20 protein-coding genes are annotated in these 24098 nt (G+C 67.7%); 12 read left to right on the top strand and 8 right to left on the bottom strand.

The window, feature by feature from the left end:
• Positions 1 to 83: 83 nt before the first annotated feature.
• Genes ACT3S6_RS03700 through ACT3S6_RS03690 form a run of 3 tightly spaced genes read left to right on the top strand, consistent with a single transcriptional unit; the run spans position 84 to position 3169 of the window.
• Positions 84 to 1994, top strand: a complete 1911-nt coding sequence (locus ACT3S6_RS03700; protein ID WP_444553810.1) for a glycoside hydrolase family 15 protein — start codon at positions 84 to 86, stop codon at positions 1992 to 1994.
• Positions 1995 to 2044: 50 nt separating this feature from the next.
• On the top strand, positions 2045 to 2608 hold the full coding sequence (locus ACT3S6_RS03695) for an acyl-CoA thioesterase (protein WP_444553809.1): 564 nt from the start codon (positions 2045 to 2047) through the stop codon (positions 2606 to 2608).
• 51 nt (positions 2609 to 2659) lie between these two features.
• Entirely contained in the window at positions 2660 to 3169 is a 510-nt protein-coding gene (locus tag ACT3S6_RS03690; RefSeq protein ID WP_444553808.1) for a GNAT family N-acetyltransferase, read from the top strand.
• A gap of 12 nt (positions 3170 to 3181) precedes the next feature.
• Here the strand turns inward: ACT3S6_RS03690 and ACT3S6_RS03685 are convergent, their stop codons facing one another.
• Positions 3182 to 3922, bottom strand: a complete 741-nt coding sequence (locus ACT3S6_RS03685; RefSeq protein ID WP_444553807.1) for a FadR/GntR family transcriptional regulator — start codon at positions 3920 to 3922, stop codon at positions 3182 to 3184.
• A gap of 235 nt (positions 3923 to 4157) precedes the next feature.
• Between ACT3S6_RS03685 and ACT3S6_RS03680 the strand changes: the two genes are divergently transcribed.
• The 7 genes from ACT3S6_RS03680 (at position 4158) to ACT3S6_RS03650 (ending at position 12427) form a co-directional block, all read left to right on the top strand.
• On the top strand, positions 4158 to 5705 hold the full coding sequence (locus tag ACT3S6_RS03680) for an ABC transporter substrate-binding protein (RefSeq protein ID WP_444553918.1): 1548 nt from the start codon (positions 4158 to 4160) through the stop codon (positions 5703 to 5705).
• A gap of 97 nt (positions 5706 to 5802) precedes the next feature.
• Positions 5803 to 6759 (top strand): ABC transporter permease, encoded by a 957-nt coding sequence (locus ACT3S6_RS03675; protein ID WP_444553806.1) that lies wholly within the window; start codon positions 5803 to 5805, stop codon positions 6757 to 6759.
• Positions 6760 to 6762: 3 nt separating this feature from the next.
• Positions 6763 to 8940, top strand: a complete 2178-nt coding sequence (locus ACT3S6_RS03670) for a dipeptide/oligopeptide/nickel ABC transporter permease/ATP-binding protein (protein ID WP_444553805.1) — start codon at positions 6763 to 6765, stop codon at positions 8938 to 8940.
• Positions 8937 to 9758, top strand: a complete 822-nt coding sequence (locus ACT3S6_RS03665; RefSeq protein ID WP_444553804.1) for an ABC transporter ATP-binding protein — start codon at positions 8937 to 8939, stop codon at positions 9756 to 9758. Before ACT3S6_RS03670 ends, ACT3S6_RS03665 begins: the two co-directional genes overlap by 4 nt.
• Positions 9759 to 9852: 94 nt before the next feature.
• Complete coding sequence (locus ACT3S6_RS03660; protein ID WP_444553803.1) at positions 9853 to 10794, top strand: dihydrodipicolinate synthase family protein; 942 nt, start codon at positions 9853 to 9855, stop codon at positions 10792 to 10794.
• 149 nt (positions 10795 to 10943) lie between these two features.
• The gene (locus ACT3S6_RS03655; protein WP_444553802.1) at positions 10944 to 11642 is read left to right on the top strand and encodes an N-acetylmannosamine-6-phosphate 2-epimerase; all 699 of its coding nucleotides are present in this window, start codon (positions 10944 to 10946) and stop codon (positions 11640 to 11642) included.
• Positions 11643 to 11668: 26 nt separating this feature from the next.
• Positions 11669 to 12427, top strand: a complete 759-nt coding sequence (locus ACT3S6_RS03650) for a glucosamine-6-phosphate deaminase (RefSeq protein ID WP_444553801.1) — start codon at positions 11669 to 11671, stop codon at positions 12425 to 12427.
• A 42-nt stretch (positions 12428 to 12469) separates the two neighbouring features.
• On the opposite strand, the gene ACT3S6_RS03645 is transcribed toward ACT3S6_RS03650, so the two are convergent.
• Positions 12470 to 14365, bottom strand: a complete 1896-nt coding sequence (locus ACT3S6_RS03645; protein ID WP_444553800.1) for a hypothetical protein — start codon at positions 14363 to 14365, stop codon at positions 12470 to 12472.
• A gap of 318 nt (positions 14366 to 14683) precedes the next feature.
• On the opposite strand from ACT3S6_RS03645, the gene ACT3S6_RS03640 reads away from it, so the two are divergent.
• Positions 14684 to 17062, top strand: a complete 2379-nt coding sequence (locus ACT3S6_RS03640) for an ATP-binding cassette domain-containing protein (RefSeq protein ID WP_444553799.1) — start codon at positions 14684 to 14686, stop codon at positions 17060 to 17062.
• Positions 17063 to 17073: 11 nt separating this feature from the next.
• Here the strand turns inward: ACT3S6_RS03640 and ACT3S6_RS03635 are convergent, their stop codons facing one another.
• Entirely contained in the window at positions 17074 to 17739 is a 666-nt protein-coding gene (locus ACT3S6_RS03635; protein WP_444553798.1) for a hypothetical protein, read from the bottom strand.
• Positions 17740 to 17785: 46 nt separating this feature from the next.
• Here ACT3S6_RS03635 and ACT3S6_RS03630 point away from each other — a divergent pair, with 46 nt between their 5' ends.
• Positions 17786 to 19618 carry an FMN-binding glutamate synthase family protein gene (locus ACT3S6_RS03630; RefSeq protein WP_444553797.1) on the top strand — a complete coding sequence of 611 codons (1833 nt, stop codon included), beginning with the start codon at positions 17786 to 17788 and terminating at the stop codon, positions 19616 to 19618.
• A 14-nt stretch (positions 19619 to 19632) separates the two neighbouring features.
• Here the strand turns inward: ACT3S6_RS03630 and ACT3S6_RS03625 are convergent, their stop codons facing one another.
• The 5 genes from ACT3S6_RS03625 to ACT3S6_RS03605 all read right to left on the bottom strand — a co-directional run bounded on the left by ACT3S6_RS03625 (position 19633) and on the right by ACT3S6_RS03605 (position 24095).
• A complete protein-coding gene (locus tag ACT3S6_RS03625; RefSeq protein WP_444553796.1) occupies positions 19633 to 20697 on the bottom strand; it encodes an enoyl-CoA hydratase/isomerase family protein in 1065 nt (354 codons plus the stop codon).
• A gap of 137 nt (positions 20698 to 20834) precedes the next feature.
• Positions 20835 to 21761, bottom strand: a complete 927-nt coding sequence (locus tag ACT3S6_RS03620) for a LysR family transcriptional regulator (protein WP_444553917.1) — start codon at positions 21759 to 21761, stop codon at positions 20835 to 20837.
• A 50-nt stretch (positions 21762 to 21811) separates the two neighbouring features.
• Complete coding sequence (locus tag ACT3S6_RS03615; RefSeq protein ID WP_444553795.1) at positions 21812 to 22090, bottom strand: hypothetical protein; 279 nt, start codon at positions 22088 to 22090, stop codon at positions 21812 to 21814.
• Positions 22091 to 22185: 95 nt separating this feature from the next.
• Positions 22186 to 23178: an LLM class flavin-dependent oxidoreductase gene (locus tag ACT3S6_RS03610; RefSeq protein WP_444553794.1), complete on the bottom strand. Its 993-nt coding sequence runs from the start codon at positions 23176 to 23178 to the stop codon at positions 22186 to 22188.
• A gap of 50 nt (positions 23179 to 23228) precedes the next feature.
• A complete protein-coding gene (locus ACT3S6_RS03605) occupies positions 23229 to 24095 on the bottom strand; it encodes a methylenetetrahydrofolate reductase (RefSeq protein ID WP_444553793.1) in 867 nt (288 codons plus the stop codon).
• Positions 24096 to 24098 lie beyond the last annotated feature (3 nt).

Here is a 24098-nt window from a genome sequence, read left to right as displayed (position 1 = left end):
ATGTGGGGAAGGGTCCCGTCTGCCCACATGGTGTCCTTCAACGATGGCTTGCCCCGGCGCCCGCGCTGCGGTTTGCTAGGGGGATGGCCTCTTTGATCGAAGACTACGCACTTCTTTCCGACCAGCGCACCGGTGCGCTGGTGTCCGAATCCGGCAGTGTCGACTGGCTCTGTTTCCCCCGCTTCGATTCCGATGCGGCATTCACCGCCCTGCTGGGCGATTCCGAGCACGGTCGCTGGCTGCTGGCCCCCGCCGGCGCGGCCGACGACTGCGAGTCGGACCACCCTGCCCGACGCTCCGAGCGGATCAAGGCGGCCCGGGCCGCAGGGGTCGAGGACGCCGAGTCGGCCGGCGGCCCGGCCGATGACGGACGCCCCGTCGTCGTCCAGCGCACCTACATCGACTCCACCTTCGTGCTCAGGACCCTCTGGAAGACCTCCGAAGGCCAGGTGCTGGTCACCGATCTGATGCCGGTCGGCGCTCGGAGGGCATCGATCGTACGCCGGGTCGAAGGACTCGTGGGCAGCGTGACCATGCACCAGGAGATCAGCTTCCGTTTCGGCTACGGGTCGGTGATCCCCTGGGTCCGCCGCCATGAAGACGCCTCCACCGGGGTGAGCTCGATCGTCGCGATGGCCGGGCCCGACGCCATGGTGCTCCACGGCGACCGGCTGCCCCACGGGGAGGGCCACCGCCACCTCGGGGACTTCATCGTCTCGGCCGGCGAAGCCGTCGATTTCGAGCTGAGCTGGTTCCCCTCGCACCGCAAGGTCCCCTCACGCATCGATCCCGGGTCGAGCATCCAGGAGACCATCTCCTACTGGCAGCGCTGGTCCCGGGACATTCCTGCCCAGGAGTCCTACCACGAGGTCGTCAAGCGCTCGCTGCTGGTGCTGCGGGCGCTGACCCACGAAACCACCGGCGGGATCGTCGCCGCGCCGACGACCTCGCTTCCGGAGGACTTCGGCGGGGAACGGAACTGGGACTACCGCTTCTGCTGGCTGCGTGACGCCGCCCTGACGCTCGAGGCGATGATGACCCACGGCTACGAGAAGGAGGCGCTCAACTGGCGCGACTGGCTCCTGCGCGCCGTGGCCGGGGACCCCGAGGACCTGCAGATCATGTATGGGTTGGCCGGGGAGCGGCGGCTGCCCGAACGCGACCTGGACCACCTGCCCGGGTACGAGGGCTCGCTGCCGGTGCGCGTGGGGAACGGAGCCGTGGACCAGTACCAGGGTGATGTCGTCGGCGAGGTGCTCGTGGCGCTGGAGAAGCTGCGGAACATCGGGGGCGTGGAGGACCACTTCTCCTGGCCCCTGCAGAAGACCCTGCTCGGGTACGTGGAACGGCACTTCGACCATAAGGACCACGGCATCTGGGAGATGCGCGGGGACCTGCAGTATTTCACCCACTCGCGGGTGATGATGTGGGCCGCGTTCGACCGTGGCGTGCGGGCGGTGCGTGAACACGGGCTCGACGGCGACGACGCCTCCTGGGCACAGCTGCGCGACCGCCTCCACGCGGAGATCATGGAGCACGGCTTCAACACCGGGGAGAACTGCTTCACCCAGACCTACGGTGACACCGAGGTCGACGCCTCGCTGCTGGTGCTGCCCCAGGTCGGGTTCATCGATTACGACGATCCGAAGATGCTCGGAACGGTGGAACGCCTCGAACGCGATCTGATGGACGAGTCGGGATTGCTCCTGCGGTACAGGACCTCCGCGGGACATGACGGCCTGGCCGGTGACGAGCATCCCTTCATGGCCTGCTCGTTCTGGCTGGTGGAGCAGTATGCCCGCACGGGGCGCATCGACGATGCCAGGTCCCTGATGGACCAGCTCGTGGGGTATTCCAACGGACTGGGGCTGCTGGCCGAGGAATACGACACCGTCAGCGGGCGGATGGCCGGGAACTTCCCGCAGGCCTTCTCGCATCTGACCCTCATTCGTGCGGCGGATGCGATCAACGGATACTCCCTGCGCAACCGCTGACCCGCCGCCGGGGGAGTGACGAACTGGTTACTCATGGGTAACATGAGGGCATGCACATGATCTTCCGCCTCCTGCTCATGCTCCTGCAGGCCCGACGCCGGCCGAAACTCGACCTTTTCGACGTCGATTCGATGCCGATGCGTGCCCTGCTCACCGACATCGACGTGGCCGGGCACATCAACAACGGCATGTACTTCTCGATCTTCGACCTGGGACGGTTCGATCTGATGGTCCGCGCCGGGGCGTGGGACACGATGAAGCGCCGCCGTTGGACCCCGGTGGTCCAGGCGGAGACCATCACGTTCAGGAAGTCGGTGGTCTTCAACCAGAAGTTCAGCGTGGAAACACGGATCGCCGGCATGGACGAACGCAGCATCTACTTCGAGCAGCGGATCGTCTCCGGCGGCGAGATCTATGTCAGCGCACTGATCTGCACCCGCCTGTTGGGGCGCCAGGGGCCGCTGACCAATGAGGAGATCCTCACGGCTTTCGGTGCCGAAGTCCCCGAGGACCTGCAGCTGCCCGAGTGGGCGACGCAGTGGCGCGAATCGACGGCGCTTCCCGGGGCGCGCAAACCGGCCCCGCACACGTGGGGGCGGCGGGTCCGCAGCTAGACGGGTCCCGCAGCGTGGACAGGCCCGCCGGGTCGGTGCAAAAATCGGGACATGACCGATGCTCCGGCCACGGGCCCCGCCGCGCGCGTGCTGCGCGACTTTGCCGCCGATGATGCGGCATTCGTCGCGACGCTGGCCGGCGATCCCCGGGTGACCCGCTATGTCGGCAACGGAGAGCCCTGGAGCCCCGGATACACCGGCCGGCGCGTCCGCGACGCCCTCGGTGGCCTCCCGGGCGGGGACCCGGGCGCCGTGCGATGGTTCATCGGCCTCGAAGACGGCCATCGCGTGGGTCTGTTCGTCTCCTCGCGCCGTGGTCCCGCCGTGGAAATCGGGTACTGGGTCCACCCCGGGTCCTGGGGGCGGGGGATCGCCGGCTGGATGCTCGGTGCCGCCCTGGAGCCGATCCGTTCGGTCTTCGGCGGGCGGGCCCTGCTGGGACGGGTCCTTCCGGGGAACGAGGCCTCGATCCGGGTGCTGGAATCCCACGGTTTCCGGCCCGAGCCCGCCGAGGGGGCCGAACTTCGCTTCGTCCGCCCGGCCGCCGCGTCCGGCCCCTAGGCCCCGATACGCCTAGGCCTCGAGGGCGAAGTCCGCGAGTTGTTCGCGGATGCCATCGAAGTGGCGATGCATCAATCGTGCGGCGGCGTCCTTGTCCTTGGACTGGACCGCCCCGAGGATGTCGCGGTGGATCTGGGCCGTCTCGGGCAGGGTGGTCCCGGAGGTGTTGCCCCCGAGGCCGTCGATGGCTTCGTGGATGGTGCGGTAGACCTGCCAGAAGACTCCCAGCAGGTTGGTCAGCAACTCGTTCTCCAGGCGGGAGAACAGGAGCCGGTGGAACTCCTGGTCGACCTCGACGAAGGTCCGCCCGTCGGCGGCCAGGACCTCCATCCGGGCGACCAGGGCCTCGAGCTCGTCCAGATGGGCGTCATCGAGGGAGTCGATCGCGGAACCGATCAGGCCGGACTCCAGGGCCTGCCTGACTTCGACGAGTTCATGGGCCTCATGACCCTTATGGCGCAAGGACATCCGTCCGCGGAACGTCAGGCTGTCGGCCAGGGCGACCAGGTTGTTGGCGGCGACGAAGGTGCCGAAGCCGTGGCGGATCTCCACCACCCCGAGGGCCTGCAGGACCTTGATGGCCTCGCGCAGGGTGTTGCGGCCCACGCCGAGCTCCGCAGTCAGGACGGCCTCGGTGGGTAGTGCGTCACCGGCCCTGAGTCCGCGATCGATGATGAGGTCCATGAGATCCGTGGTCAGGGCGCGCAGGCGTTCCTGGGCGCCGAGTCGGATATGACGTGCGGGAGCGCTCAAGGCGGGCTTCCTTCCTCGGGGGAGGGGCCGGGGTGATCGGTCCCTTGACGGATGACTCTTTCGAATGTGGGCAACACCACTTGACCATCATCTGTGATGACGCTTACAGTCTACATGAATACGTCGGACATCCTACGTCCGACTTCTCATCGTACAGAAGAGGTAAACCGTGCCCCTCAACAACCTGGTGGCCAAAGAAGGCAGCCGACGCAACTTCCTCAAGGTCTCCGGACTGATGGGGGCCGCCGCAGCATTCTCGGCCGGTATCGCGGCGTGCAGCAGCACCGATTCGGCAGGGGCCGGCGCAGCGTCCGGGGCGGCCGGCACGGGGACGATCGAGGCCGGCATCTCCTATGCCTTGTCGACGGGATTCGACCCGATGACCTCCTCGGGGGCCACCCCGTTCGCCGCGAACATGCACATCTTCGAAGGGTTGGTCGATCTGCACCCGGCCACCCGTGAGCCCTACCTGGCGCTGGCCGCCGCGGAGCCGAAGGAAGTGGATGAGACCACGTGGGAGGTCAAGCTCCGCTCCGACTCGACGTTCCACAACGGCGATGACGTCACCGTGGACGACGTCGTCTACTCCTTCGAGCGCGTGATCGATCCCAAGAACGCCTCGTTGTTCGCCCAATTCGTGCCATTCATCAAATCGGTCAAGGCCAAGGGCGAGGACACGGTGGTCTTCAAGCTCAAGTACGCCTTCCCGCTGTTCGCCACCCGCATCTCCGTGGTCAAGATCGTTCCGGAGAAGGTGGCCTCCAAGGACCAGGCAGGCTTCGACGCCAAGCCGATCGGCTCGGGCCCGTACCAGCTAGTCTCGGCCACCAAGGACGACAAGATCGTCTTCAAGAAGTTCGAGGACTACAACGGCGACTACCCCGCCGGCGCCGCGGACATGACCTGGTACCTGCTCTCCGACGCCGCCGCCCGGGTCACGGCCGCTGAATCCGGTCGCGTTGCCGCCATCGAGGACGTCCCCTACCTGGATATGGACCGGTTGGATTCGAAGATCAACGTCGAATCGGTCCAGTCCTTCGGTCTGTTGTTCCTGATGTTCAACTGCACCAAGGCCCCCTTCGACAAGAAGGAGGTCCGCCAGGCGCTGCACTATGGCATGGACACCGAGTCGATCATCAAGACCGCGCTGCTGGGCAACGCCAAACCGGCCACCTCCTACGTCCAGGACACCCACCCGCAGTACGTGGAGGCCGATACGGTCTACACCTACGACCAGTCCAAGGCCGAGTCGCTGCTCAAGGAAGCCGGCGTCACCTCGCTGGAGTTCGAGCTGCTGACCACCGACACCTCCTGGGTCAAGGACGTCGCCCCGCTGATCCTGGAATCCTGGAACAAGATCCCCGGCGTCAAGGTCACCCTACGGAGCCTGCAGTCCGGGGCCCTGTACGACGAGAACGTCGACTCCGGCAAGTTCTCGGTCGTGGCGGCCCCCGGTGACCCCTCGGTCTTCGGCAACGACATGGACCTGCTGCTGAGCTGGTTCTATCGCGGCGATGTGTGGCCCAAGAACCGCTTCCGCTGGAACAAGACCGCCGAGTACAAGACGGTCCAGAAGAAGCTCGACGAGGCCGCGACGGCCCAGGACGAATCGACGGCGAACGAGGCCTGGAGCGAGATCATCAACATCCTCGCCGAGGAGGCACCGCTCTACCCGATCTTCCACCGCCAGCTGCCCACCGCCTGGGACGAGGACAAGCTGGAGGGGTTCAAGCCGCTGCCCACCACCGGTGTGTCCTTCATGGGAGTCACCCCCACGGCCTAGCGCCGACCCGGTACGGGGTGGCGCCGGACCTCCGTCCGCGCCACCCCGTACCGGACTTCTTCGAGCACATCCTTCCCCGACACATGGGAGTTCAACCGTGGGGACCCTCCTGCGACTCTTGCTACGCCGCCTTGCCGCGCTTCCGCTCATGATCCTGGGCGTCACGTTCCTGGTGTTCGTGATCCTCAAACTCTCCCCCGGGGACGAGGCCACCCAGGCCCTCGGTGAGGGCGCCAGCAGCGAAGCCAAGGAAGCCTACCGCGCCGAACGCGGTCTGAACCTGTCACTGCCCGTGCAGTACATCGCCTTCCTGGGCCGCTTGCTGACGCTGGACTTCGGGGTCACCACCCCTCCATCGCGCCCGGTGGCCGGCATGATCGCCCAGGCCTTCCCGCTGACCTTGCAACTCACCGCCTTCGGCGTGCTGATCGCCGTGGTGATCTCCCTGGTCTTCGGCGTGCTCGGTGCGCTCTACCGGGACCGGCTGCCCGACCAGCTGATCCGCGTCTTCTCCATCGCCGCGGTGGCCACGCCGTCGTTCTGGCTGGGCATCCTGCTCATCCAGTGGCTGGCCCTGGGCAAGAACCCGCTCTTCCCCTCCGGCGGCATGGCGGGACCGGGAGAGGGGCTGGGCGGCTGGCTGGCGCATATGACCCTTCCTGCCTTCGCCCTGGCGATCCCCGTGTCGGCCTCACTGATCCGCGTGGTGCGGACCTCCATGGTGGAGGAACTGGACAAGGACTACGTCCGCACGGCCATCGGCAACGGCGTACCGCGCAACGAGGTGATCAGCCGCAACGTCCTGCGCAATGCGCTGGTCACCCCGGTCACCGTGCTGGGCCTGCGGATCGGCTATCTGCTCGGCGGCGCCGTCGTGATCGAAATGATCTTCTCCCTGCCGGGCATGGGTCAGCTGATCCTCAACGGCATCACCGCCCACGACACCAATCTGGTCCAGGGGGTGGTGCTGGCCATCGCCGTGACGTTCGTGCTGGTCAACATCCTGGTGGACCTCGTATACCTCTTGATCAACCCCCGCATTAGGACGGTGTAACCGATGGCTCCCTTGGCACCACGCAATGCCCTGGTGGCGCGCCTGAGTTCCGGCGCCACCCGCTTCACCTCACTGACCACCGGTTCGAAGATCGCGCTGGGCTTCCTGGTGGTCATCATCCTGGCCGCGGTCTTCGCCCCGGTCCTCGCCCCGCACGACCCGCTGCTCTCCGGGATGCCTGCGCAGAAGCCCAGTGCCGAGAACCTCTTCGGCACCGACCGGCTCGGTCGCGACATCTTCTCCCGCTTGCTTTACGGCGCCCGTTCCTCGCTGGTCATCGGCCTGGGCTCGGTGGCGTTGGCCCTGCTGGCCGGCGGGCTGCTGGGTTCGCTGGCGGCCACGAGCAGCAAGGCCACCAACGAAGTCATCATGCGCATCATGGACATGCTCATGGCCTTCCCCGGCATCGCGCTGGCCGCCGCACTGCTGGCCTCCCTGGGGAACTCCATTCCGGTGATCATCATCGCGATCGCGATCATCTACACCCCGCAGATCGCCCGGGTGGTCCGCGCCAACGTGCTCTCCCAGTGGGACGAGGACTACTCCCGCGCGGAACGCGTCATCGGTGCCGGTCGCTTCCACATCCTGATCAAGCACATCATGCGCAATACCGCGGCCCCGGTCCTGGTCTTCGCCACGGTCATGGTGGCCGACGCGATCATCCTCGAGGCCTCGCTGTCCTTCCTCGGTGCCGGCGTCCAGGACCCCGACCCGTCCTGGGGCAACGTGATCTCCTACGGGCGCACCCTCGTGCTCAACGGCGCCTGGTGGGCCACCACCTTCGCCGGCCTGGTCATCCTGCTGACCGTCCTGGCGTTGAACATCCTCGCCGAAGGGATGACCGACGCCCTGGTGAACCCGAAGCTGCGTGGCAAGTCCAAGGGCTCCGATACCGCCAGTGTCGAGGTCGAAGCCGCCGGTGACTCCACCGTCCGCCGTGTCACGGAGGAACTGACCGTCCCCGACGCCGAGGATGACGGTTCCGACGTGCATGACCTCGAGGCCGGCAGCAGCCGTCCGGGGGACCTCTCGGCAGCCGTCGGCGCCGGAAGCTCCCCCCGTGGGGATGCCGAGGCCGACCGCCGACGCCTGGCCCGGGAACTGGACCGGCTGGCGTCGGTGGAATCCGCCCGCACCGACCGGCTGCAGCTGGCCGGCGGCGGGACCGATGCCGGCACGGTGCTCGAGGTCAGCAACCTCTCGATCCGCTTCCCGGAACGCTATGGCCGGACCCGCATCGTGGACAACGTCTCCTTCACCGTCCACGAGGGCGAAACCATGGGCCTGGTCGGGGAATCGGGTTGCGGCAAGTCCATCACCTCGTTGGCGATCATGGGCCTGCTGCCGGACAACGCCCGGATCACCGGATCCATCCGCTTCGGCGACCGCGAGCTGCTGCCGGACGACGGAAGGGGTGGAACCCTGGCCGGGGATGCCACGGTCTACAAGGGGCTGCGCGGTTCACAGATCGCCATGGTCTACCAGGACGCGTTGTCCTCGCTGAACCCCGCCATGCTCATCAAGGACCAGCTCGGACAGCTCACCCGCCGCGGCGGCCGGAAGACCCCCGCGGAATTGCTGGAACTGGTCAAGCTGGATCCCTCGCGCACGCTGAAGTCCTATCCGCACGAGCTCTCCGGAGGCCAGCGCCAACGGGTGCTCATCGCCATGGCACTGTCCCGTTCGCCCAAGCTCGTGGTCTGCGACGAGCCGACGACGGCGCTGGACGTGACCGTGCAGAAACAGGTCGTCGATCTGCTCAACGAACTCCGTGAACAGTTGGGGTTCGCCATGGTGTTCGTCAGCCACGACCTGGCCTTGGTGGCCTCGTTGGCCCACCGGGTCACGGTCATGTATGCCGGCCAGGTGGTCGAATCGGGCCCGGTCAACGCGCTGTTGACGAACCCGACGCACGAATACACCCGGGGCCTGCTCGGGGCCGTGCTGTCCATCGAATCGGGGGCCGAACGACTCCACCAGATCCCCGGGACCGTGCCGTCCCCGAACGACTTCGGCGAGGGGGACCGGTTCGCCGACCGCTCCACGCTGCCGGGGGCCGATTCGTCCCGTCAACTGGTCCTGACACCGGTCGGCGGCAACGAGAGCCACCTCTGGGCCAGCCCGCAGGACAGGGCGCCGGACCCGGCCGCAGGAACCATCACGAAGGGAGTACGGCCATGAGCCAGACGGCATCGGAACAGCAGGCCACCCCGGTCATCGAACTGAAGGACCTGCACGTCCATCACCGGGCCCGTTCCGGCAAGGCGTTCAAACCCTTGATCGTCAAGGCGGTGAACGGCGTGGACTTCACCATCGGCCGCGGTGAGACCGTGGGCATCGTCGGGGAATCCGGCTGCGGGAAGTCGACACTGGCCAACGTCCTGGTGGGGTTGCAGCCGCCGACCTCCGGGGAGGTGCTTTTCCGTGGGAAGCCGGCACTGAAACGCAACGCCGCCCTGCGCAAGGAATTCGGGCGCAGCGTCTCGGTCGTCTTCCAGGACCCCTCCACGGCACTGAATGCGCGCATGCAGGTCCGCGACATCCTGATGGACCCGCTGACCGTGCATGGGATCGGGAGCCTGGCCAGCCGCGGCCGGAAGGCCGCCGAGCTGCTCGAACTGGTGGGCCTGCCGGCCTCCGCCGGGGCCGCCGTGCCGAACCAACTCTCCGGCGGACAGCGACAGCGGGTGGCCATTGCCCGGGCACTGGCCCTGGACCCGGATGTCATCGTGGCCGACGAGCCGACCTCGGCCCTGGACGTCTCGGTGCGGGCCCAGGTGCTGAACCTGCTCTCGGACCTGAAGACCGAACTGAACCTGGGCATGGTGTTCATCTCCCATGACATCCAAACCGTCCGCTACGTCTCCGACCGGATCTGTGTCATGAATGCCGGGGAGATCGTCGAGCAGGGGCCCGCGGCCCGGGTCTTCGACGCCCCGACGAATGACTACACCCGCAAACTGCTCGGCGCGGCCCCCTCGCTGCTCCACGCAGGCTAGCCGGGCCCGTTCCCGCCAGCCGAGACCGGCGGCCGGTTCCGGCCGCCACCGATAAATTTCCCTCCAGTATCAAGCAGAACAGGAAACGCATTCCGTGACCGCAACATCGTCAGCACCCACCCGCACCTACTCCGGGGTCATCCCGCCGGTCGTCACCCCGCGCACCCAGGACGGGGCGATCGACACGGCCTCCCTGGAACGGGTCGTGGACCACCTGATCGACGGCGGGGTCTCCGGTCTGTTCGTCCTGGGCTCCTCCGGGGAGGTCCCGTACCTGACCAATGACGAGCGTGAGCTGGTCATGACCACCATTTCCGCCCGCAACAACGGACGGGTTCCACTGCTGGCCGGTGCCAGCGAACAGACCACCAACCGTGTCATCAACGAAGGCCTGCGCATGATCGAACTCGGGGCCGACGCCCTGGTCGTCACGACGCCGTTCTACGCGTTGTCCAACGCCGCCGAGATCGAAGACCACTTCCGTGCGGTGAAGAAGGCGACCGGGGTGGATCTCTTCGCCTACGACGTGCCGGTGCGCACCCACGCCAAGCTACCCCTGGACGTGGCGATCCGCCTGGCCGAGGACGGGGTCATCGTCGGGGTGAAGGATTCCTCCGGTGACGACGTGGCCTGCCGCCGCCTGCTGCTGGCCACCGCCCATATCGAAGGGTTCTGTGTCTTCACCGGACACGAGGTGGTGGTCGACGGGGCATTGCTCGGCGGCGCCCACGGCGTCGTGCCCGGACTGGGCAACGTTGATCCGGCCGGATACCGGCGGATGTTCGATGCCGCCACGGCCGGGGACTGGTCGGCGGTCCGCGCCGAGCAGGACCGTCTGGCGAACCTGTTTGAGATCGCCTTCACCCCCGACTCCACCCGTGTCTCGGGCGGGGCCTCCGGACTGGGCTCCTTCAAGACCGCGCTGGTCCTGCTCGGGATCATCGAATCCAACACCATGAGCGTGCCCATGGCTTCGTTGAACGACGACGAAAGCCAGGCCATCGCCGCAATCCTGCGCCGGGCCGGATTGCTCTGATCCGCAGCCGGCGGATATCCGCCGGTTCATGCACAGGCCGGAGGACCCGCCGGGTTCCCGTCCGCATCCCCAGCGTGGAAGAATGCGGACGGGACCGGCAGGCCCCGCAGTCGTCGCCCCGAAGCACCTCCGCACAGAAGGACCGCAGCATGTCGCCCGAAGATTTCCTCTCCACCGTCCACGGGCGCCTGATCGTCTCCGCCCAGGCCTATCCCGGCGAACCGCTGCGCAACCCCCAGGCCATGGCACAGATGGCGGCCTCGGCGGTCGCCGGCGGGGCCGCGGCCGTGAGGGTCCAGGGCCTGGCCGACATCCAATTCACCCGGTCCGCCGTCGAGGTCCCGGTCATCGGCTTGTGGAAGGACGGGACCACAGGGGTCTTCATCACCCCCACGGCCCACCACGCCCTGGCGGTGGCCTCCGCCGGAGCCCACGTCGTGGCCCTCGACGGGACCCGCCGCCCCCGCCCCGACGGACTGACATTGGCACAGACCATCGCCCGGGTGCATGCGGAGACCCCGGCCCTGGTCATGGCCGACTGCGGGTCCTTGGACGATGCCCGAGCCGCCGTCGAGGCGGGGGCCGACCTCATCGGCACCACCCTGGCCGGCTATACGGACGAACGCCCGAAGACCGACGGACCCGACCTGCAGCTGCTGGCCGCGATCGCCGACGCAGGACTCGGGGCGCCGTTGGTGGCCGAGGGGCGCATCCACACCCCGGCGCAGGCCCGGGCGGCACTCGACACGGGGGCCCACGCCGTCGTGGTGGGAACGGCCATCACCCATCCGACCAGCATCACCGGCTGGTTCGACGCCGCCCTTCCCCCAAACGGACCCCGATCATGAGCCCCACCGCAGCAGAAGGAGACCACATGGCCAGCAGCCTCAAGCATCCGAACGCACGCATCCTCATCGGGGAGGACGCCGAGGAAACCGGCCGTCTGGCCGCCCAGGTGCTTCTGGATGTGGTCACCACCGACCCGGCGGCAGTGATCGGCCTGGCCACGGGGTCCTCCCCCTTGCCGCTCTATTCCGCCCTGGCGGCCTCCGGCGCCGATTTCTCGGCGGTCTCGGGGTTCGCCCTCGACGAGTATCTCGGGTTGCCCGAGGGGCATCCGCAGTCCTATGCGGAAGTGGTGCGCACCGAGGTCACCGAACCATTGGGACTGGATCCGGCGCTGGTGCACACTCCGGATCCGCAGGGCGAGGACCACGCGGCCCGCGCGGCGGCCTACGACGCGGCCATCGCGGCGGCCGGAGGGATCGACGTGCAGATCCTGGGCATTGGATCAAATGGACATATCGGATTCAACGAGCCCGGGTCCGCCTTCGACTCGCGGACCCGTGTGGTGCCGCTGGCCGAGAGGACCCGGCAGGATAATGCCCGCTTCTTCGGATCGTTGGCGGAAGTCCCGGACCAATGCGTCACCCAGGGGATCGGCACGATCTTCGAGGCCCGGCACCTGCTGCTGATCGCCCACGGCGCGCATAAGGCCGACGCCGTCCGACTGGCCCTGGAAGGACCGGTGGGCGAGCAGTTCCCGGCCTCGGTGATCCAGCGCCATCCCCAGGTCACCGTGGTACTGGATCGGGAAGCCGCGGCCCGACTGGGGCAGCGGGCAAGCGACTAGACGCGGACGGCCCGTCCGGCCTGGGGGCCGGACGGGGTCCTCCTAGCGGCCCAGGTGCCGGCGTGCCCGCAGGAGCAGGACGGCGGGGATCGCTAAGAGCAACAGCGGGAGCAACAGCAACAGGCCCTTCGGTGAGGTGACGATCGAGTCGGCGGAAACCGCGTTGGTGGATCCACGCAACTCCTCGGTCCCGCCGGCCAGTTCGGTCGAGCCGGAGAACAGTTCCGCGGTGCCGTCGGAGAGCTTCGTGTTGCCGTCGGCCAATTCGCCGGCCCCGTCATCGACCTTGCCGATGCCGGCCTGCAGGGTCTTCGACCCGGTATCGAGCTTGCCCAGGCCATCGCCGAGCTGGCCGGTGCCGGCCACCAGACGTTCGGCCCCGGCGTCGAGCTTGCCGGCCCCTGCGGCGAGCTTGCCGTTGCCCACGGCCAGTTCCCCGGCCCCATCACGGATCTTCACCGACCCTGCGGCGGCCTCCTCGGCACCGCTCACCAGATCGGGGGTCTTGCGGGCCAACTCGCTGGTCCCCTTATGGAGCTTGATGGAACCGGCGCCGAGTGCCTGGTTGCCCTCGGCGAGCTCCGAGGCCCCGGCCGCGACCCGGACGGACCCGGCGGAGAGCTTGTCGGCCCCCTTGGCGAGTTCCCCGGCGCCGGTAGCCAGTGCGGCATTGCCGGTGTCCAGTTTTTTGGCGCCCTTGTTGAGCTTGCCGGCACCGGTGGCCAGGGCGGCGTTGCCCTTGGCCAGCTTGGCGGCCCCCTGGTTGAGCTTGCCGGCACCGGTGGCCAAGGCGGCATTGCCCTTGGCCAATTCGGCGGCACCGTCGTTCAGCCGGTTGGCGCCGTTGTCGATCTCGCTCAGACCCGCATACAGGCGGGCCGTCCCGTCCTTGAGCTCATCGGTTCCTGCGGCGAGTTCGCCATTGCCGGCAGCGATTTTCTGGGCCCCGTCATTGAGTTCCTTCAGCTGCGCCTTCAGCAGCCCCAGCGGGACCGCGCCCTGCGGTCCGTTGGCGGCATCGAGAAGTTTCTGCGTCCCGGCAGCCAGTTCGGCCGAACCATCGGCCAACTCGTGGGCGCCGGGGGCGGCCTCGGCCGTGCCTTCCTTCAACTGGGCGCTGCCGGCGAGGGCTTCCCCGGTGCCGGCGGTGAGCTTCTTGGCCCCTGCCGAGAGTTCATTGGCTCCGGTCGAGGCCTTCTGGGCGCCGGTGTTCAGTTCCTTGGTGCCCGCGGAGAGTTCATTGGCGCCGGTCGAGGCCTTCTGGGCGCCGGTATGCAGCTCCTTGGTGCCCGCAGAGAGCTCGGTGGAACCGGCGGCGGCCTTCTTGGCGCCGGCCTTCAGCTCCTGGGCCCCGTCGCCGAGCTTCTGGCCCCCGTCGCCGAGCTTGGTGGCCCCGGCGTCGAGTTCGTCCGCGCCGGCGGCGGCCTTCTTGGTGCCGTCGACCAGCTTCACGGCGCCGTCGTCGAGCTTCTTGGCTGCGCGGTCGGCGCGGCCGGCACCGGCGGCGACCTTCTGGGATCCGACGGCCAGGCGTTTGCCGCCGTCGGAGAGCTTCGTGGCCCCCTGGGCGGCCGTTCCTGCCCCCGTGGCCAGTTCGCCGGTGCCCGAGTGCAGTTCCTTGGCCCCGTCGTCCAGCTCCCCGGCGCCGTTGGAGGCGGTGCTGATGCCCTTGGAGAGCTTTGCTGCGCCGTCGTCGAGCTCCCCGGTGCCGTCGTGGAGCTTGATGGCACCGCTGGCAGCACGGGTGGCCCCGTTGTTCAGTTCGCTGATGCCGGATTGGGCCTGGCCCATTCCGTTGTCCAGTTTGGAGGCCCCGGTGGCCACCTGGCTCGAATAGATGACGTAGAACGCCAGGACGGCCACCAGGAACAGGCCCAGCAGGACGGTGATGATGGTGTGCATCAGCGAATGCTGCTTGGCAGCGTGATGAGCATGCATGCGTCTCCTCGAAGAGGTCGGATCGGGCTGGCCGGCCCAGCACCGTTCGGCATGGTGCCGCTGCGTGCTGGCCGGATCCAGTAACCGGATGGATTGGTCCGCGATGCCTCACCGGGTGGAAGGCGATCGCGGTGGCCCGAGCGGTGGATTTACGCAGCGGACAAACGTCGTTGGTTGTGACCTGCCTTACATTGAACCTACTGTCCGGTAGCTTTTCAAGGGGTTCGTGGAAAAAATCTACGAATCAGTAACAAAGTGCTGCCGCGAGCTCGACGCCGTAGCCTTCCGCCTCGCCGGGGTGCGCCTACACTGGTGATCATGTCCGATACCCATGCCCCCGCAGACGGCGTCCCCGCCGATCGCCACGATCTGATCAGGGTCCGCGGAGCCCGGGAAAACAACCTGCAGGACCTCTGCCTCGACCTGCCGAAACGGCGGATCACCGTTTTCACGGGGGTCTCGGGATCGGGGAAGAGTTCGCTGGTCTTCGGGACCATCGCCGCCGAATCCCAGCGGATGATCAACGAAACCTACAGTGCCTTCGTCCAGGGCTTCATGCCCACGCTGGCCCGCCCCGACGCCGACGTCCTGGAGGGGCTGACCACGGCGATCATCGTCGACCAGGAGCGCATGGGCTCGAACCCGCGCTCGACCGTGGGCACCGCAACGGACGCCAATGCCTTGTTGCGCATCATCTTCAGCCGACTCGCCGAACCACGGATCGGTTCTCCGCAGGCCTACTCCTTCAACGTCGCCTCGATCAGTGGTGCCGGGGCGGTGACCATGGAACGCGGGGGCAGGAAGGTCAAGGAGCGCCGGGAATTCTCCGTCACCGGCGGGATGTGCCAGCTCTGCGAAGGATCCGGCACCGTCTCGGACTTCGATCTCACCCAGTTGTACGACGCCGACAGATCCCTCAACGAGGGGGCGCTGACGATTCCCGGCTACTCGATGCAGGGGTGGCACGGGCGCATCCTGCGGGGCTGCGGATGGTTCGACCCGGATCGGCCGATCCGTGAATTCACCGAGCAGGAACTCGAGGACCTGCTCCATCGGGAAGCCACCAGGATCAAGGTCGAAGGCATCAACCTCACCTATCTGGGTTTGATCCCACAAATCCGCAAATCCATGCTCTCCAAGGGCCTGGACGCCATGCAACCGCATATCCGTGCCTTCGTGGAGCGTGCCGTCACACTGACCGACTGCCCCGACTGCGGGGGAACCCGGTTGAGCCAGGCGGCCCGCTCCTCACGGATCCGGGGCCTGTCCATCGCCGAGGCCTGCGCGATGCAGATCAGTGATCTCGCCGACTGGGTCGGCACCCTGGACGAACCCTCGGTGGCACCGCTGCTGGATTCATTGGCTGGGCTGCTGGCCTCGTTCGTGGAGATCGGGTTGGGCTATCTCTGCCTGGATCGGCCCAGCGGAACCCTCTCGGGAGGCGAGGCCCAACGAACGAAGATGATCCGCCACCTGGGATCGGCGTTGACCGATGTCACCTATGTCTTCGACGAGCCCACCGTGGGCCTGCATCCCCACGACATCGCGCGCATGAACCAGCTGCTGATGCGCTTGCGGGACAAGGGCAACACCGTCCTGGTGGTGGAGCACAAACCGGAAATGATCGCCATCGCCGACCATGTGGTGGATCTGGGGCCGGGGGCAGGATCCGGGGGTGGGCTGCTCTGCTACGAGGGGGACCTCGAGGGCCTGCGCCGCAGCGACACCCCCACCGGCCGGCACCTGGGCTATGTGGCGGCACTGAAGGAGACGCCACGGCGGGGGTCGGGAACGCTGGAGATCCGGTCAGCGGACCACCACAACCTCCGCGACGTCGACGTGGATATTCCGCTGGGGGTCCTTTGCGTGATCACCGGGGTGGCAGGTTCGGGGAAGAGCTCGTTGATCCACGGTTCCATCGCCGGCCGGGAAGGGGTCGTCACCGTCGACCAAGGGGCCATCAAGGGTTCGCGACGCAGCAACCCGGCGACCTACACGGGATTGCTGGAGCCGGTCCGCAAGGCGTTCGCGAAAGCCAACGGGGTCAAACCGGCGCTGTTCAGCTCCAACTCGGAAGGTGCCTGCCCGGCCTGCAACGGAGCCGGGATCATCTTCACCGAACTGGGCGTCATGGCGACGGTGTCCACCGTGTGCGAGGAATGCGAGGGCCGGCGCTTCCAGACGTCGGTACTTGACTACCGGCTCGGTGGCTGCAACATCAGCGAGGTGCTGACCATGCCGGTCGATGAGGCATTGGGCTTCTTCGCCGCCGGTGAGGCCAGGGTTCCGGCAGCGGTCAGGATCCTTGAACGGCTGCGCGAGGTCGGACTGGGCTACCTGGCGTTGGGCCAACCGCTCACCACCCTCTCCGGCGGCGAACGGCAACGGCTCAAACTAGCCAGCCGGATGGGGGAGGAAGGCGGGATCTATGTTCTGGACGAGCCCACCTCGGGGCTGCATCTGGCCGACGTCGAACAGCTGCTGGGCCTGCTGGACCGACTGGTCGATGCGGGCAAGACCGTCATCGTGATCGAACACCACCAGGCCGTGATGGCCCACGCCGATTGGATCATCGACCTTGGGCCCGGGGCGGGACACGACGGCGGGACCCTGGTCTTCGAAGGGACCCCCGCCGAACTGGTGGCGGAGAGGGGAACGATCACCGGAGAACACCTGGCGGCCTACGTCCGCTCCTGAGGCCTGGTCCGTCAGGGAAGCTGCCACTCGGCGATGTCGGTGTCGGCATCGGCCAGCGTGAGCGATCCTTCCGGCTCGGGGATGTCCAGGACGAGGGTCCCATGGACCGAGGCGCCGGCCTTGAGCTCGGCGGGCAACGCCGTGCCGGCATTCTGGCAGGAGGCGGCAGCGGTGGTGCCCAGATCGTCGTCGAACGGGACATTATCGGTGGAGAAGAAGGACCACATCTGCGGGGAGAGGCGCAGCGGGCGCTGTGTCTCGTCGTCCGGGGCCGCGAAGGAGGCATCGATCTCCAGCACGGCGAAGGCGCCGTGATCGGGTTTCCCACCGTCGATCGGGCAGGTCTGCTCGACCGAGAGCGAGGTGACCGTCAAGGTGATTCGTGGTTCGGCTTCGGAACCCTGCAACGCCAGTTCGTCCCCCGGGGCGTAGAGGGGCAGACCGCGTTCACTGATGAGGCGCACCGGGGACTCATGGGCGGGGATGCTCGCCTCCGGGGCCCCGGAAGAGGAGGGGACCGTGTCGGCAGGGGTCCGCGTCACGGTCGGGGTGGCCTCATCCGGTGCGCCGGGATCGATCATGTTCCCGGCGGCGCAGCCGGTCAATAGTACGGCGATCGTCGTGATGCCGACCAGCCCCGTCAAGCGTGCGGCGGACCGTCCTGGATGCTCCAACATGCCCAACATTGTCTCCGACCGGACGCTGCTGTGTCGACACGGCCCCATGACGCGTAAACTCGGCCCCATGGTGCGTTTCTTCCTTCTGACCTTATTCGTCGTCCTGGCAGCGGCCGCCGTCGTGGCCGCCTCGTTCGGGACCACCGGCTGGGTTGTCCTGGGCGTGCTCGTGCTCCTGCTGGTCGGGCTGGGCCTGCATGACCTTTTCCAGACCAAGCATGCGATCCTGCGCAACTTCCCGGTGCTGGGACGCATGCGCTACCTGCTGGAGTCCATCCGCCCCGAGATCCAGCAGTACTTCATCGAGCGGAACACCGACGGCCGGCCCTTCGACCGGGACACGCGCTCGCTGATCTACACCCGCTCCAAGGGGGCCGATAGCCATAAGGCCTTCGGCACCGAACGTGATGTGAACTCGCAGGGCTACGAGTTCCTGCTGCACTCCAGCGCCCCGCTGGCCCCGCCCGAGGAGCACCACCGGGTGCGGATCGGCGGCCCGGATTGCCGCAAGCCCTATGACATCGCCCTGATGAACATCTCGTCGATGAGCTTCGGATCGTTGTCCAAGAATGCTGTCCAGGCGATGAACAAGGGCGCGGCCATGGGCGGATTCGTCCACGCCACCGGTGAGGGCGGTCTGACCAAGTACCACCTGGAGCACGGTGCCGACGTGTTCTGGGAAATCGGGTCGGGCTACTTCGGGTGCCGTGACGAACACGGCAGGTTCGCCCCGGAGACCTTCCGGACCAAGGCCGCCACCGACGCGGTCAAGGCCGTCACCATCAAGCTCAGCCAGGGCGCCAAGCCGGGCATCGGCGGCGTGCTGCCGAAGTCGAAGATCACCCCCGAAATCGCCGAGGCCCGCGGGATCCCCATGGACCGGGACTGCGTGTCCCCGGCCTCGCATTCGGCGTTCCACACCCCACGCGAGCTGATGGAATTCGTCGGAACGCTGCGCGAACTCACCGAGGGTAAACCGATCGGCTATAAGTTCTGCGTGGGTTCACGGACCGATGTCCTGGCCATGTGCAAGGCGATGCTCGATACCGGGATCACCCCGGACTACATCATCATCGACGGTTCCGAAGGTGGCACCGGTGCCGCCCCGTTGGAATACGAGGACCATATCGGCACCCCGCTGACCGAAGGCCTGATGCTGGTGCACAACGCACTGGTCGGTGCCGGTCTGCGGGACAGGATCCGCCTCGGTGCCGCCGGCAAGGTCGCCAGCGGCAGCGATATCGTCAAACGCCTCATCCAGGGCGCCGACTTCACCATGAGCGCCCGCTCGATGATGATGGCCACCGGCTGCATCCAGGCCCAGCTCTGCCACACCAACCGCTGCCCGGTCGGCGTCGCCACCCAGAACCCGCGGCTCATGCGGGCCGTCGACGTTGAGGACAAGGGCAACCGCGTCTACAACTACCAGAAGCTCACCGTCACCGAGGCCGAGCAGATCATGGCGTCCATGGGGGTCTCGACCCCGGCGAACCTGAACCAGCGGATGCTGCGCCGGCGGATCGACCATCTGACCACCAGCAGCTACGCCGCCCTGTACAACTGGTTGCGCCCCGGCGAGTTGTTGGAGGATCCGCCCCGGGGGTGGAGCGGGGACTGGGACGAGGCAGACGCCGACCATTTCGGCGAACATGCCCCCATCCCGTGGCTCCAGCCTTCGGGCGGCCCGGGAACCGGCGAGCCGGTCCGTTCCGGGGGACCACGGCGGGACCGGCCCGACATGGCGCGTTGGGATGAGACCAGTTCCATCGACCAGGTCCGGGTCGGCCCCTCGCGTGACGAGATGGATGACACCGACACCGGGAAGACCAAGCGGGTCGAAACCTCCGGCGTCCGCCCCGAATCCCGTCCCGGAGGCTAGCCGGGTATCCCCGGTCAGTCGACGGCGATGGCCGCGGCAATTTCCTGCTGGTCCACCTCTGCCGGATCCGTGGGGGACCACTGCGGCATGCGGTCCTTGTCGATGATCTGGGCGCGGATCCCTTCCGGTAGGTCGGGATGCTTCATCAGGTAGTCGGCCACCCGCAACTCCCGGGCCAGGGCCGAGGGCAGGTGGGCCTCGTCGCGGGCGGCACGGACCGCCCGCAGGGCCGTCTGTGTGGAGAGCGGGGAATTGCCCCGCAGGGCGGTGGCGGCCGTGGCGGCCCCCGGATAGGGGCTGGAATCGAGGCGTTCCAGGATGGCCGAGACGTCGTCGGCGGCGTAGGCCTGGTCGATCCATCCGGCCTCGGCCACCAGTGGCGCGGGCGGTGCCGGGGTGCCGTGGAGGATCTCCAGGGCGATGGAGACCTCCCCGGCCGGCAGCCCCACCAGATCGGGCAGCGCCGACAGGACCTCCTCGAAGGAGTCCTCGGAGATGCAGAAGTCGGCGAAGCCGGCATGGATCGCGTCCCCGGCCCCCATGGTCGAGGCGGTCAGGGCCAGATGCTCACCGAGCCGTCCGGGCGCCAGCCCCAGCAGGTGGGTTCCGCCCACGTCGGGGGAGTAGCCGATCCGTGCTTCGGGCATGGCGATGGAGGAGCGCGGGGTGACGATGCGGATCCCGGCGTGTCCGGCCAACCCGACCCCGCCACCCATGCACACCCCGTCCATGTAGGCGAGGACCGGTTTCGGGTAGGCGGCGATGAGTCCATCGAGGCGGAACTCCTCGGCCAGGAACGACAGGAACTCATGCTGCTTGCCGGTGGTGATGGCCGTATGGAAGGCCACGATGTCCCCTCCGGCACAGAATCCACGGGTCCCGGCCCCACGCAGTACGACGATGCCGACCTCGGGGTCCTCACGCCATAGCTCGAGCTGGTCGGTCAGGATCTTGACCATCCCCCGGGTGAGGGCATTGATCTGTCGAGGACGGTTCAACGTCAGCAGGCCGATGCCGTCCATGACCTCGACCAGGACGTCGTCATCGTCCGCGGCATTCGTTCCGTTGGTCAGTGTCATCGAAGCCGGTCCCCTTGGTGCATCCTGCGTTGTTCCCATTCATTGAAGCTACCGCTCCCGGCGGGTGGAATCCCGAAGGCGGGCCATCGTGCCCGGCTGTGTCCCGTGGCTGCCGACCGAGGAAGGCCCGGGCCGGCTCAGGGGACGATGCTGATCTTGCGTAGCTCGGCGGCCAGCTTGTCCATGAAGACATCGACCTTGGGGCTTCTGGAATTGCCCAGTTGCAGGGCGAAGATGCTGCGGGCCAACCGGATCTCTGGAACATCCAGGACCACCAGCCCGGGGGGACGTTGCTGCATCGCCAGCGCCGGGACCAGGGCGGCCCCGAGACCGGCGCCGGCCAGATGCAGCGAGGCGTTGAAATCGTCGCAGTAGGCCACCACCCGCGGGTGCAGGTCGCAGGAGGCGAAGAGGCGGGAGATCACGGTGGCATCCGAGGTGCCGGCGTGGTGCATGATCCACGGCATATCGGCCAATTGGGCGGCGGAGACCTGGGCCCCCTCGGCGATCTTCCAGGACGCCGGGACGACCACGCGGAAATCGTCGTCGCCCAACCATTGCCGGTCCATGGTGCCGGGCCATCCCAGCCCTGTCTGGCCGACCTGGAAGACCAGGGCCAGATCCAGTTCGTTGCCGCTTTGCAGGCTGGCGATCGTCTGGTGCGGCTCCCCGACGCTGATGCGCAGGTTGATCCCCAGGTCGTTCCAGCCGGAGGAGCCCAGCAGCCGGGGCAGGGCGAAGGTGGCCAGCGAAGGGAAGATCCCCAGCCGCAGCTCCTCGACGGGGTGCTCCCCGGGCCGGCCGGCCGCCGTCGTGCTCGCCGCCAGGAGGGCGTCGATGTCGGTCAGGACCTTGCGGGCGTGCCGGGCCATCGTCGTGGCCGCTTCGGTCGGCTCGATGGCCCGGGCAGAACGCCGGAAGAGCGCGACGCCGGTATCGCGTTCCAGCGCCGTCATCTGTTGGGAGACGGCGGATGCCGTATAGCCGAGGGGGACCGCGGCCGCGGCAAAGGAGCCGTGCGCGATGACTTCCAGCAGGGTGTGCAGATGCACCGGGTTGACCAACAGCACTCCTGGGTGTCGAGGCGGGGGACAGCAAGCAATGTTATGCCATGCTAGTCTTCGTCGTCCTCCCGCTCGGCTTCCTGCTCATCGTCGAGTTCCCATTGCGAGGCCAGCGTCTCGTCCTCGGAGTCGCCCTCCACGGACTCTCCGCCGTCCTCCAGATCATCCACGACCAGATAGCTGTGTCGGCGCAACGGGTCGATGCGGTCCATGGTCTCCGGGTTGTCCGAGGAGCCGTCCTCGGGGGTGCCGTAGCGCCCGTCTTCGGGCTCATCGAGATCGTCGTCGGGCTGTTCGTCGAACACCGTCTCGTCGTAGATTCCGCTCATGGCCGTCGCCCTCCTGGTCCGCGTGCCGGGCCTGATGCCCGGGGCACGTCTGACTCCTCCAGCGTAGGACGTGGGGCCCGCAATGGGAACGGGCCTCAGCCGGTCAGCCCCATGGCCTGGGCGGTGAGCTTGATCGAGGTGAGCCGGTCGGCCGCCGTGGAGGCGTTGTGGACGGTGATCAGTTCGTCGGCGCGGGCGCTGTGGGCGAAACCCTCGAGGTAGTCCTTCACGGCGTCCGGGGTGCCGACGGCGGTGTACGCCATCATCTTCAGGATCTGCTCGCCCGCGGCGGACTCCATCAACAGGTCGATCTCGGGTTCGGTGAAGGGGACCTCCCGGCCGCGACCGAGGAACATGGCGACCCGGTCGCGCCGAGACTGCTCCATCTGGGCCTGGGCCTGCTGGTTGGTTTCGGCGGCCACGACCCCCACCCCGGCGATGACATGCGGTTCCGCCAGCTGCTCGGAGGGCTGGAAGTTGTCCCGGTAGGCCGCGACGGCCGCATGCAGGGCATCGGGGGCGAAATGCGAGGCAAAGGAGTAGGGCAGTCCGAGCTGGGCGGCCAGCTGGGCTCCGAACAGGCTCGAACCCAGGATGTACAGCGGCACGTTGGTCCCGGCCCCGGGGACGGCGGACACCGTGGGGATCCGGGAGTTCCCGGTGAGGTAGCCCTGCAGTTCGAGGACATCGTGGGGGAAGGCGTCCGCTGCCGCCGGATCACGGCGCAGCGCACGGAACGTGGCCTGGTCGGTTCCCGGGGCACGCCCCAGCCCGAGGTCGATGCGCCCGGGGAACAAGGTCTCCAGGGTCCCGAACTGTTCGGCGATGACCAGTGGGGAGTGGTTGGGCAGCATCACCCCGCCGGAACCGAGCCGGATCGTGGAGGTCTGCTGGGCGATATGGCCGATCAGGACCGAGGTGGCGCTGGAGGCGATGTTGGCCATGTTGTGGTGCTCGGCATACCAGATGCGCGTGTAGCCTGCGGCTTCGGCGGTCTGCGCCAGTTCGACGGACCCCCGGAAGGTGTCGGCGATGGAGCTTCCTGCGGAAACGGAAGCAAGGTCAAGAAGGGAAAGGGGAATACTCACACCGGCGACAACCCGTTCGCGGCCCCGAACATTCCCCGGGGGCGCCGCCCTCAGGCCCCGGCGATGAAATCCTCCACCCACCGGGCCGTGGCAGCCAGTCCGCCGAAGGTATAGAAGTGCAGTCGCACCTCACCGTGGGTCGGCGGGTCCAGGCCGGCGGCCAGATGGTGGACGAACCGGTCCGGCCCCGCGGTGCCCAGCAGGTTGGCCAGCGAGAAACCGTATTGTTGGGCGATTCCCGCCGAGGACGAGATGCCGAAGCGGCGGGCGTAGCTCAGTAGGCGCCTGATGCCGGCCGGGCCGGGCACGCCGATCCTGACGGGCAGGTCGATGCCGCGACGGCGCAGCTCGGCCAGCCAGGAGAGCACCGCGCGCGAGTCGAAGCCGAACTGGGTGATGATGGACCCCGACAACGAGGCCTCCTGCAGCGCGGTCGCCTTGTTCTGGAGGGCGGCCCATAAGGTCGCGTCATCGATGTCCGGATGCCCCTCGGGGTAGCCGGCGATGGCGACCGCTCCCACGCCGTGGGCCTGCAGGCGCCCGGAGGTGATCAGCGACAAGGCATCGGGGAACGGGCCCAGTGGCTCCACCGGATCCCCACCGACGACGAAGACGTCGGTGACCTGGGCCTGCCCGACCAGCAGGTCGAGGAATTCGTCGAGTTCAGCCCCGGAGACCAGTCGACGGGCGGAAATATGGGGGACCGGTTCGAGCCCGGCGGCGCGGACATCGGCCGCGGCAGCGACGCGCAGCCCGGTCTCCTCGTTGCCCAGGAACGTGACGTTGACGCGGGTCCGGGGCGGGAGGGATCCTGCGGCTTCGGCCAGGGAACGCCGGTCCTTGCCGGTCATTTCCAAGGAGAATCCGCGCACCAGTTCGAGGCCGGGGGGAGGGGGAGACTCCGCGGGGGAGGTCATGGG

The sequence above is a fragment of the Arthrobacter sp. AOP36-C1-22 genome (genome assembly GCF_052377515.1).
GTDB lineage: Bacteria > Actinomycetota > Actinomycetes > Actinomycetales > Micrococcaceae > Arthrobacter_H.
This window is presented reverse-complemented; position numbering and strand designations above follow the sequence as displayed.